The 9,954-nt window shown below is 69.9% G+C and carries 11 protein-coding genes; 8 read left to right on the top strand and 3 right to left on the bottom strand.

Annotated elements, in window-relative coordinates:
- From NK718_RS16030 to phoB, 8 genes are all read left to right on the top strand, one after another.
- On the top strand, positions 1-326 hold a 326-nt coding region (locus NK718_RS16030), incomplete at its 5' end, for a biotin/lipoyl-containing protein (RefSeq protein WP_305883676.1).
- Positions 327-443: 117 nt separating this feature from the next.
- Positions 444-1,112 (top strand): amino acid ABC transporter permease, encoded by a 669-nt coding sequence (locus tag NK718_RS16025; protein WP_254744308.1) that lies wholly within the window; start codon positions 444-446, stop codon positions 1,110-1,112.
- Positions 1,113-1,120: 8 nt separating this feature from the next.
- Positions 1,121-1,789 carry an amino acid ABC transporter permease gene (locus tag NK718_RS16020; protein WP_254744306.1) on the top strand — a complete coding sequence of 223 codons (669 nt, stop codon included), beginning with the start codon at positions 1,121-1,123 and terminating at the stop codon, positions 1,787-1,789.
- Positions 1,790-1,884: 95 nt separating this feature from the next.
- Complete coding sequence (locus NK718_RS16015; RefSeq protein WP_254744304.1) at positions 1,885-2,694, top strand: transporter substrate-binding domain-containing protein; 810 nt, start codon at positions 1,885-1,887, stop codon at positions 2,692-2,694.
- Positions 2,695-2,854: 160 nt separating this feature from the next.
- Entirely contained in the window at positions 2,855-3,913 is a 1,059-nt protein-coding gene (locus NK718_RS16010) for a malate/lactate/ureidoglycolate dehydrogenase (protein WP_254744302.1), read from the top strand.
- A 177-nt stretch (positions 3,914-4,090) separates the two neighbouring features.
- On the top strand, positions 4,091-5,023 hold the full coding sequence (locus NK718_RS16005; RefSeq protein ID WP_254744300.1) for a lysylphosphatidylglycerol synthase domain-containing protein: 933 nt from the start codon (positions 4,091-4,093) through the stop codon (positions 5,021-5,023).
- 3 nt (positions 5,024-5,026) lie between these two features.
- Positions 5,027-6,088 (top strand): ATP-binding protein, encoded by a 1,062-nt coding sequence (locus NK718_RS16000; protein ID WP_254744298.1) that lies wholly within the window; start codon positions 5,027-5,029, stop codon positions 6,086-6,088.
- Positions 6,089-6,163: 75 nt separating this feature from the next.
- Entirely contained in the window at positions 6,164-6,898 is a 735-nt protein-coding gene (gene phoB / locus NK718_RS15995; protein WP_254744296.1) for a phosphate regulon transcriptional regulator PhoB, read from the top strand.
- Here the strand turns inward: phoB and NK718_RS15990 are convergent.
- The 3 genes from NK718_RS15990 to kynU all read right to left on the bottom strand — a co-directional run bounded on the left by NK718_RS15990 (position 6,869) and on the right by kynU (position 9,861).
- Positions 6,869-7,645 (bottom strand): GntR family transcriptional regulator, encoded by a 777-nt coding sequence (locus tag NK718_RS15990; RefSeq protein ID WP_254744295.1) that lies wholly within the window; start codon positions 7,643-7,645, stop codon positions 6,869-6,871. The two genes, phoB and NK718_RS15990, sit on opposite strands and share 30 nt — an antisense overlap.
- Before the next feature lie 115 nt (positions 7,646-7,760).
- Positions 7,761-8,618, bottom strand: coding sequence for a tryptophan 2,3-dioxygenase (kynA, locus tag NK718_RS15985; protein ID WP_254744294.1), 858 nt, complete (start codon positions 8,616-8,618; stop codon positions 7,761-7,763).
- 10 nt (positions 8,619-8,628) lie between these two features.
- Positions 8,629-9,861 (bottom strand): kynureninase, encoded by a 1,233-nt coding sequence (gene kynU / locus NK718_RS15980; protein WP_254744293.1) that lies wholly within the window; start codon positions 9,859-9,861, stop codon positions 8,629-8,631.
- Between the last annotated feature and the right edge of the window lie 93 nt (positions 9,862-9,954).

Genomic DNA, 9,954 nt, shown 5'->3' with positions numbered 1-9,954 from the left:
GGCCCGCGCCCCGGCCCGCCGCCTCGAAGCCCGCCGCCCCCGCTGCCCCGCCGCCGGCCCGGCCGGCGCGCGACATCCCCGAAGGCGAGCCCATCCGCATGCCGTTCGGCGATCTTACTGTGAGCGAGGGCCGGCTGGTGCGCTGGCTCAAGAAGCCGGGTGACCCTGTCGAGATCGCCGAGCTCGTCGCCGAGATCGAAACCGACAAGGCCGTCGTCGAGATCGAAAGCCCGTCCAAGGGCGTCATCGGAACCCTGATGGTGGAGCCGGGAGAGGTGGTGCGCATGGGCGAGACCATCGCCGTGGTGGCGGCCCGCGGCGCCTAGCGGCGGGCTGGCGCGCCGGCGCGTCGCCGGTCACACTGGCGCGGCGCCAAAGAAGAAAAAGACACGAGCCGATACGGCGGGACAGCCGGCCGGCGCGGAGAGAGGGAGAGGCAGGGGGTGGGCTACACGTTCCAGTTCGGAACCGTCCTGGGCTACTGGCCGCAGTTCCTCGAAGGAGCGTGGCTGACTGTCAAGCTGTCCGCCTTCGCGATGACGTTCGGGCTGGCGGTCGGCATCCTGTGTGCGCTGGCGCGCAGCTACGGCCCCAAGCCGCTCGCCTGGGCGGCGGCGGTCTATGTCGAGTTCATCCGCAACACGCCCTTCCTCATCCAGCTCTACTTCGTATTCTTCGCGCTGCCCAACGCCGGCATCCGGCTGGACCCCACCAAGGCGGCGTTGCTGGCGATGACGATCAACCTCGGTGCCTACTCCACCGAGATCGTGCGCGCCGGGCTGGAGTCGATCCCGGCCGGGCAGATCGAGGCGGGCCGCGCGCTGGGGCTGAACCGCCTCCAGATCATCCGCTTCATCGTGCTGCTGCCGGCCATCAAGGCGGTCTACCCGGCGCTGACCAGCCAGTTCATCCTGGTGCTGCTCGGCTCCTCCATCGTCTCGGCGATCGCCGCCGAGGAGCTCACCGCCTTCGCCAACACGCTCAACATGCAGACTTTCCGCAGCTTCGAGATCTACGCCATCGTGACGCTGATCTACATCGCCCTGGCGTTCGGCTTCAGGGCCGTGTTCGCCGGCGTCCATGCCGTCCTGTTCCCGCAGCGGGCGGGGTAGGAGGCGGCATGCTCAGGGATTTCGGCCTCAACGAAGTCTGGTTCCTGGTGCTGGCGGCGCGCTGGACCCTCGCGCTCTCGGCGGTGGCCTTCGTGGGCGGCGGCGTCGTGGGCCTGCTGCTGGCGGTGGCGCGCATCTCGCCGTGGCGCTGGCTGCGCGTCGCGGTGTCGGGATGGATCCAGGTGGTGCAGGCCACGCCGATGCTGATGCTGCTGCTGCTGTTCTACTTCGGCATCAACATGTTCGGCGTGCGCATCGACGCCTGGACGGCGGCGGCGGTCGCCTTCACCATCGGCACCAGCGCCTATCTCGCCGACATCTGGCGCGGCTGCATCCAGGCCGTTCCCCAAGGCCAGTGGGAGGCCGCCAAGGCGCTGGCGCTGAACTTCCGGCTGACGCTGGCGCTGATCGTCATCCCGCAGGCCGTGCGCATGGCCCTGCCCCCCACCGTCGGCTACATGGTGCAGGTGGTGAAGGGCACGTCGCTCGCCGCGCTCATCGGCTTCACCGAGCTCGCCAAGGCGGGCGCGCAGATGAACACCATCACCTTCGAGCCCGTGCGCGTCTTCGGCACGGTGTCTCTCCTCTATTTCGCGATGTGCTTCCCGCTGTCGATGCTGGCGAGGCGCCTCGAACGCAAGCTTCACGTCGGCAGCCTGCGCGTGCAGGCCCTCTGACGGGAGGGGAAGCCGGGCCGCAGGGCCCGATAAGGAGGGCGCAACGCCCGGCCGCGTCGGCCGGCGCTCGTCCCGCACAGGAGGAGGAGACGAACATGCGTTTCAGGCTGACCAGATGGGCCGGTCTCTTGGCGCCGGCCCTGGCGCTCGCCCTGTCCGCCTTCGGGCCGGACAAGGCGCAGGCGCAGACCCCCGACGAGATCATCAAGCGCGGCAAGGTGGTGATCGCCATCGACACGACGGTGCCGCCCTACGGAATGCTGGACTCCAGCAACCAGCCCGCCGGAATCGACATCGACGTCGCCAACCTCATCGGCAAGCAGCTCAAGGTGCCGGTCGAGTTCGTGACGGTGAACTCGCCGGGCCGCATCCCGGCGCTGCTCTCCAACCGCGTCGACATGGTGATCGCCATCTTCTCGATCACTCCGGAGCGCGCCTTGCAGGTGGCGTTCTCGATCCCCTACGCCGGGCAGTCGGCGGTGCTCATCGCGCCCAAGACGACCTCGATCAAGACGCCCGACGAGCTCAAGAACCTCAAGGTCGGCGTCACCCGCGGCGCGCTCGAGGACGGCGCGCTGACCGCCATGAACGTTCCCGGCATGCAGCTGCTGCGCTTCGACGACGGCCCGTCGACGGTCCAGGCGATGCTCTCCGGCCAGATCGACGCCATGGGCGGCGGCGACTACGGCGAGATCTATCTCCGCAAGGGCTCGAAGGGCGAGGAATACGAGCAGAAGTTCCCGCTGCGCGCGGCGCATTTCGGCATCGGCATCCGGCGCGGCAATCCCGAGCTGCTGCAGTGGCTCAACACGTTCGTGTACTCGATCAAGAACACGGGCGAATTGGACGCCATCTCGCGCAAGTGGCGCAACGGCGCGCCGATGATCCCGCTGCCGGTGTTCTGAACCGCGACGGCAACGCGCCGCGGCCGGAAGGTCGCGGCGCGGGCCGGCGGGCGACGTTTTCGCACTTGTCTTCCGCGTCCCGGGCACGGATTGTCTGCGCCGAACGGAACGGCGACGATCCGCCGAACAAGAGGCGATACGCATGGGACAGGAAATCCGGGTGACCGAACCGCGGCTGCGCGCCGTCGTCGAGGCGATCTTCGCCGCCGCCGGGTCGCAGCCTCGCGAGTGCGCCCTCGCGGCGGATCATCTGGTCGAGGCCAATTTGCGCGGCCACGATTCGCACGGGGTCGGCATGATCCCCGCCTACATCGAGAACATCGGCCTCGGCGAACTCAAGCTCAACACCGGGCCGGAAATCGTGCTCGACAACGGCTCGCTGCTGGTCTGCGATGGCCGGCTCGGCCTGGGGCAGACGGTGGCGCACGACGCCATCGACCTCGCCATCGCCCGCGCCAAACAGGGCGGCTCCTGCATCCTGGCCCTGCGCAACTCCCACCACATCGGGCGCATCGGCCATTGGGCGGAGCAATGCGCGGCGCAAGGGCTCGTGTCGATCCACCTCGTCAACGTCAACAGCGACCCCGTCGTGGCGCCCTATGGCGGGCGCGCGGCGCGGCTCGTCACCAACCCCTTCTGCGCCGGCATTCCGCGCCAGGGCGAACCGCCGATCATCGTCGACTTCGCGACGAGCAAGCTGGCGATGGGCAAGGTGCGCGTCGCCTTCAATAAGGGCGTCGACCTGCCGGACGGCGTGCTGCTCGACCGTCATGGCGAGCCGACCAACGACCCGGGCGTCATGTTCGCCGGCGAGAAGGGCGGAGCCATCCTGCCCTTCGGCGACCACAAGGGCTGGGGCCTGGCGCTGGCCTGCGAACTGATCGCCGGCGCGCTGACCGGCGGCGGCACCCAGTCCGGCCCGCGCAAGAGCGCCGCCATCATCAACAACATGGTGTCGATCGTGCTGTCGCCGGAGCACATGGGCACGGCGGACCGATTCCATCCCGAGATGGAAGCGTTCATCGAATGGGCGAAGTCGCCGCCGCCCGGCCGTGACGCCACCGTGCTTGTGGCGGGCGAGCCGGAGCTCGCCTATCGCGCCGAACGCCTTGCCCGCGGCATCCCGGTCGACGCCGCCACCTGGGAGCAGATCCTGCTCGCCGGTGAGACCGTGGGCTGCCGGCGCGATACCCTCGCGGAGCTCGCCGGGCAGGCCTGAACGCCCGCGCACTTGCGCGGGCCCGCCGTCATGGTCCATGGACGGGCGCCGGGTGACGGCGCGAGGCGCGAGGGCGGACGTTTGGACAGAATGGGGCCGCAGGACAGGACGCGAAGCAGTGCGAGCGGGGCCGACAGGCCGCGCCGCAAGCTTCACTGGATCGGGACAGCTGCCAGCGTGCTGCTGTTCGCGGCCTCCCTTGCCGTGCTCTACATCATCCTGTCGCAGGTGGACCCGGCGGAAATCCGCGCCGCGTTCCGCTCGGCGACCGGTGCGCAACTCGCCATGGCCGGCATGCTGACGGCGGCGAGCTACGCGCTGCTGTCGGGCTACGACCTGCTGGCCCTGCGCCAGCTTAGGGCACGAATGCGCTATCGCATCGTCGCGCTGGGCTCGTTCACGAGCTACGCCATTTCGTTCACGCTCGGTTTCCCGCCACTGACGGCCGGAACGGTGCGGTACTGGATCTACGCTCCAAGGGGCCTCTCGGCCGGCAAGGTGGCCAGCCTGACGCTGATCGCCGGCGTCACCTTCATCCTCGGCATGGCGACCGTGCTGTCGGCCGCCCTTCTCTTCCGCGCCGACGCCATGGCCGAGTTGAACCACCTCGCTCCGAAGCTGAACATGCTGATCGGCGGCGCGGGGTTGGCCGCGCTGGCGGGCTATCTCACCTGGGTCGGCGTCGAGCGTCGCGCCATCCGCATGCAGCGCTGGCGGCTGGAGCTGCCCACCCTGCCGGTGTCGCTGGCGCAGTTGGCGCTGGGTATCGGCGACATGCTCGCGGCGAGCGGCGTGCTTTACGTGCTGCTGCCGCCCGGCCACGGCATCGCCTTCGAGACCTTCGCCGCCGTCTACGCCTTCGCGGCGATGCTCGGCATGGCGAGCCACGCGCCCGGCGGCGTCGGCGTGTTCGAGGCCACCTTCCTGCTCGCTTTTTCGAGGCTACCCTACGAAGGCCTTCTGGGCTCGCTGCTGCTGTTTCGCGTCGTCTACTATCTCATCCCCTTCGTGCTGGCGCTGCTCTTGCTCGGGGCCATGGAGATCGCGTCGCGGCTGCGGGCCTATCGCGCCCGGATCGAACGCGACGCGACGGACGAACAGGAGGGCTGAGCCATGCCGGGCGACGACGGAAGCTCTCTGGCGCTCGCCATGTTGGAGGCAGTCGGCGACCCCGCTATGCTCCTCGACGCCGCCGGCGTGGTGGTAGCCGCCAACAGCGACGCCCGGCGTTCGTGGCCGGGCCTCGCGCGCGGCCGGCACCTGTCGATGTCGCTGCGCTCGCCGGACGTGCTGTCGGCGGTCGAGGCCGTGCGGCGCGGCGAGGCACGCGCCCTCTGCGAATACGCCGAGCGCGTGCCGGTGGAGCGCTTCTTCCGCCTCACCGTGTCGGCGCTGGACAGCGGCGAGGAGGCGGCGCCGGAGCGCCCCGCCGTCATGCTCGTGTTCCGCGACCTCACCGAGGAGCGGCGGCTCGAGATGATGCGCGCCGACTTCGTCTCCAACGCCAGCCACGAGTTGCGCACGCCGCTCGCCTCGCTGCTGGGCTTCATCGAGACGCTGCAGGGGCCGGCCCGCGGCGACGAGAAGGCCCGCGAGCGTTTCCTGGACATCATGCGCGAGCAGGCGCGCCGGATGGCGCGGCTGATCGACGACCTGCTGTCGCTGTCGCGCATCGAGATGAGCGAGCACCGGCGGCCGGAGACTCCCATCGATCTCGCCGATCTCGCCCGCCAGACGGTCGAGACGATGCGCAAGGCGGCGGAGGACCGCGGCGTGGCCGTGGCGTTCTCCGCGCCCGACGGCCCGCTCGTGGTTCCCGGGGAGCGCGACGACCTCATCCGCGTCGTCGAGAACCTCGTGGAGAACGCCGTCAAGTATGGCGGCGACGGAGGCCGGGTGGAGGTTACCGCCAGGCGGATCGCGACCACCACCGGCCCGGCGGCCGAACTTGCCGTGCGCGACTTCGGTCCCGGCATCGCGCCGGAACATCTCCCCCGCCTCACCGAGCGCTTCTACCGGGTCGACACCGCCGCCAGCCGCGCCAAGGGCGGCACGGGGCTCGGCTTGGCCATCGTCAAGCACATCGTCATTCGGCACCGGGGCCGCCTGGCGATGGAGAGCAAGCCCGGCGAGGGCGCGACCTTTCGGGCGATCTTCCCGCTCGACCCCGCCTGACGGAGCGCCGGGAGACTGTTATCAAACTGTCACGCGACGGTCATAGAAGGGCAGCGGGACGTTTGGAGAGGCATGATGTCCACCGCGCCGCGCATCCTGATCGTGGAGGACGAGGAGCCGCTGATGCTCCTCCTGCGCTACAATCTCGAAGCCGAGGGCTACGCCGTGGAGGGCGTCGCGCGCGGCGACGACGCCGAGTTGCGTCTCCACGAAACCACGCCCGACCTCGTGCTGCTCGACTGGATGCTGCCCGGCCTGTCCGGCATCGAGCTGTGCCGGCGGCTGCGGCAGCGCAAGGAGACGCAGCGTCTGCCGGTCATCATGCTCACGGCGCGCGGCGAGGAAAGCGAGCGCGTGCGCGGCCTCGCCACAGGGGCCGATGACTACGTCGTCAAGCCGTTCTCCGTGCCCGAGTTGCTCGCCCGCGTGCGCGCCCTGCTGCGCCGCGCCGCGCCGGCGCGGATCACCAGCCGGCTCGAGGCCGGCGACGTCTCGCTCGACCGCGAGACGAAGCGGGTCCGCCGAGGCGAGCGCGAACTGCATCTCGGCCCCACCGAGTTCCGCCTGCTCGAAGCGCTCATCGAGCGTCCGGGCCGCGTCTTCAGCCGGGCGCAGTTGCTCGACGCGGTCTGGGGGCTGGACGCGGACATCGACGACCGCACGGTCGACGTGCATGTCGGCCGCCTGCGCAAGGCGATCAACGGCCCGCGCGAGCGTGACCCGATCCGCACGGTGAGGGGCGCCGGCTATTCGTTCGACGAGACCTTCGCCGTTGCCGACTCAGGCCGGTCCGTGCGGCGCGGTCAGTGAATAGGACAGCGCGTAGCTGTCCGCCGGGAAACGCGTGAACGCCACCTCGAGGGGACGCCCGCCGGGCTCGGACCGATAGACCAGCTCCGTCGCCAGCATCGGCTCCCCGCGCGCGCAACCGAGCAGGCGCATGTCCTCCGCCCCGGCGCGCGTGGCGCGCACGGTCATCCGCACGTCGGTGATGTCGAGGCCGAGCCTCTTGCGCAGCACGCGAAACACGATGACGTCGTCGAAATCGGCGCGGGTCAGGCGGTCGCCCACGTCCGGCGGGAAGTAGATCAGCGAGCGGGCGTAAGGCTGGCCCTCGCGCGTCAGCAGGCTGCGCAGGCCGTGGAGCGGGGTGGCCGGCGGGAGGCCCAGCGCCTCGGCGGCCTCGGCGGATTCCTCGAGGCGATAGGACAGGATGTCGAGGCTCGCCGCGTCTGCCGACGCCACGATGTCCTCGAGCGATTCCATCTGCCAGGCGCGTCGCGACGGCTCGCGTGCGATGACCATGGTGCGCCTGCCGTGCTGCTTGCGCACATAGCCTTCCTGCTGCAGGCGCTGCAGCGCGTGGCGCACCGTGATGCGGCTGGCCCCGTGCTGCTCGCCGATCTCCTGCTCGGACGGCAACAGCGAGCCGACCGGCCACTCGCCGGACCGGATGGCGTCGCGCATCCGGTCGAGGATGCGGGCATGCAGCGGGCGACGGGCGGCGCCCGAAGGCGCTGCACCGATGGTCCCGGGGGCGGATCGCGGCTCGGACATGGGCTGACTTTGCGCGTTTTCAAAGCGGACGCAAGCCGCCCGTCACGCCCCGCGCGGCAGCTATCGGGAGCGCGGGTCCGGCGTCATGCCGGCCAGCCGGGCGGGTTCGGCATGGCTACATGGATGTGCGGACGCGCCAAAGCTCGGGGAACAGAACCACGTCGAGCATCTTGCGCAGATAGGCGACGCCCGCCGTGCCGCCGGTGCCGCGCTTGAAGCCGATGACGCGCTCCACGGTCGTGACGTGGCGGAAGCGCCAGAGCCGGAACGCGTCCTCCAGGTCGATCAGCTCCTCGGCCAGCTCGTAGAGCTCCCAGTGCTCTTCCGCGTTCCGGTAGACCTCGGCCCAGGCGGCCTCGACGCTGGCGTCGTAGGCGGTGGGCTGGGTGCGGTCGCGGGTCAGCACCTCGGGCGCGATAGCGAAGCCGCGTCGGGCCAGCAGCTCGATCGCTTCGTCGTAGAGGGACGGCGCGTAGAGCGCCGCGGTCACCTCGGCCAGCCGTTCCGGATTGTGCTCGTGCGGCTTCAGCATCGCCGGGTTCTTGTTGCCCAGCCTGAACTCGATCTCGCGATACTGGTACGACTGGAAGCCGGAGGACTGGCCGAGCCACGGGCGGATCGCCGAGTATTCCGGCGGAGTCATGGTGGCCAGCACGTCCCACGCCTTGACCAGCTGCTCCATGATGCGCGAGACGCGCGCCAGCATCTTGAAGGCGGGCGGCAGCCGGTCCCCGCGCACACTCTCGATGGCGCCGTTCAGCTCGTGCAGCATCAGCTTCATCCAGAGCTCGCTGGTCTGGTGCTGGATGATGAACAGCATCTCGTTGCGGTCGGGCGAAAGCGGGTGCTGCGCGTGCAAAATGTCGTCCAGCGCCAGGTAGTCGGCGTAGGACATGTCGCGCGAGAAATCGAGCTTGGCGGAGTGCCATTCCTTCGGGCCCGCCTCGGGCCCATCGCGATCCCGGTCCGTCATGGCGCGTCCTTCAGGTCACGTCGTTCGCGTTCGGCGGCGGCACGTCGCGCCACTCGCCGGAGCGCAGCAGGTCCTCGACGCCTTGCACCGCGTCGAAGATGTCGACGAAGCGGACATAGAGAGCGCCGAAGCCGAAGCGCATCACATCCGGCGCGCGGAAATCGCCGATGATGCCGCGAGCGATCAGCGCCTGCATGATCTGGAAGCCGTTGGGGTGGGTGATCGAGACGTGGTTGCCCCGCCGCGAACCGTCGCGCGACGCGGACAGACCGCAGCCCAGATCGGCCAGGCGCTCGTCGTAGAGGCGGATCATCAGGTCGCCGAGGGCACGGCCCTTGGCCTGGACCTCACGCATCGAAACACCGTCGAAGGCGTCCAGCGCCGCCTCGAGCGCGGCGGTGGAAAGCATCTGGGGCGTCGAGCACAGCATCGAGCGAATGCCCTCGGCGCGCGCGAACTCGTGCGCGAATGCGAACGGCGCGGCGTGGCCGAACCAGCCCGTCAGCGGCTGGTCGACCGCCGCCAGGTGACGCTCCGCAACGTAGACGTGCGACGGCGCGCCGGGGCCTCCATTGAGGAACTTGTAGCCGCAGCCGACGGCGAAGTCGGCCCGCGCGTCGTCCAGGCTGAACTCGACCGCGCCGGTGGAATGGGCGAGATCCCAGACGACGAGCGCGCCCTTGGCGTGGATGGCCGCCGTCACCGCCGCCATGTCCTGGATCTCGGCGGTGCGATAGTTGACGTGGGACAGCTCGGCGACCGCGGTGTCGTCGTCGACGGCGTCGGCGATCTCGCCGGCCGTCACGTAGACGGGCGTGAGCCCGAGCATGCGGCAGACGCTGTCCACGATGTGGTTGTCGGACGGGAAATTGCCCAGTTCGGCGACGATCTTCCGGCGGTTCGGGCGCAGCCGCGCGGCCGCCACCAGCAGCTTGAAGAGGTTGATGGAGATCGTTTCGGTCACCGTCACCTGGTGCGGCGCGGCGCCGAGCAGCGGCGCGATCCTGGCGCCGATCCGGCCCGGCGCGGCGTACCATCCGGCCTGGTTCCACGAACGGATGAGGCCGACGCCCCATTCCTCGTCGACCACGTGCCGCACCCGCTCAGACACCCCGCGCGGCAGCGCGCCGAGCGAGTTGCCGTCGAGATAGTTGACGCCGGCGGGAATGACGAAACGCTCGCGCGCGAAAGCAAGCGGATCCTCGCGATCCAGTCTAACGCAGTCCTCCCGGCTCAGGCCCATTCCTCACCCTGTTCGTCGTTGTCATGTAGCCGCGCCGCGGCCTTCCGCATTGTTCAGCATCCGGGCGGAGCGGTCCAGTGGGCCGGCTTGCCG

The sequence above is a fragment of the Alsobacter ponti genome, assembly GCF_024294805.1.
Lineage (GTDB): Bacteria > Pseudomonadota > Alphaproteobacteria > Rhizobiales > Beijerinckiaceae > Alsobacter > Alsobacter ponti.
The sequence above is the reverse complement of the archived record's forward strand: the minus strand, read 5'-3'. Positions and strand labels throughout refer to the sequence as shown.

What these genes read in the sequence shown, in the direction of transcription:
- NK718_RS16020 (WP_254744306.1), top strand. Translation starts at nt 1,121, where the DNA reads ATGCTCAGGGATTTCGGCCTCAACGAAGTCTGGTTCCTGGTGCTGGCG.
- NK718_RS16015 (WP_254744304.1), top strand. Translation starts at nt 1,885, where the DNA reads ATGCGTTTCAGGCTGACCAGATGGGCCGGTCTCTTGGCGCCGGCCCTG.
- NK718_RS16000 (WP_254744298.1), top strand. Translation starts at nt 5,027, where the DNA reads ATGCCGGGCGACGACGGAAGCTCTCTGGCGCTCGCCATGTTGGAGGCA.
- phoB (WP_254744296.1), top strand. Translation starts at nt 6,164, where the DNA reads ATGTCCACCGCGCCGCGCATCCTGATCGTGGAGGACGAGGAGCCGCTG.
- NK718_RS15990 (WP_254744295.1), bottom strand. Translation starts at nt 7,645, where the DNA reads ATGTCCGAGCCGCGATCCGCCCCCGGGACCATCGGTGCAGCGCCTTCG.
- kynA (WP_254744294.1), bottom strand. Translation starts at nt 8,618, where the DNA reads ATGACGGACCGGGATCGCGATGGGCCCGAGGCGGGCCCGAAGGAATGG.
- kynU (WP_254744293.1), bottom strand. Translation starts at nt 9,861, where the DNA reads ATGGGCCTGAGCCGGGAGGACTGCGTTAGACTGGATCGCGAGGATCCG.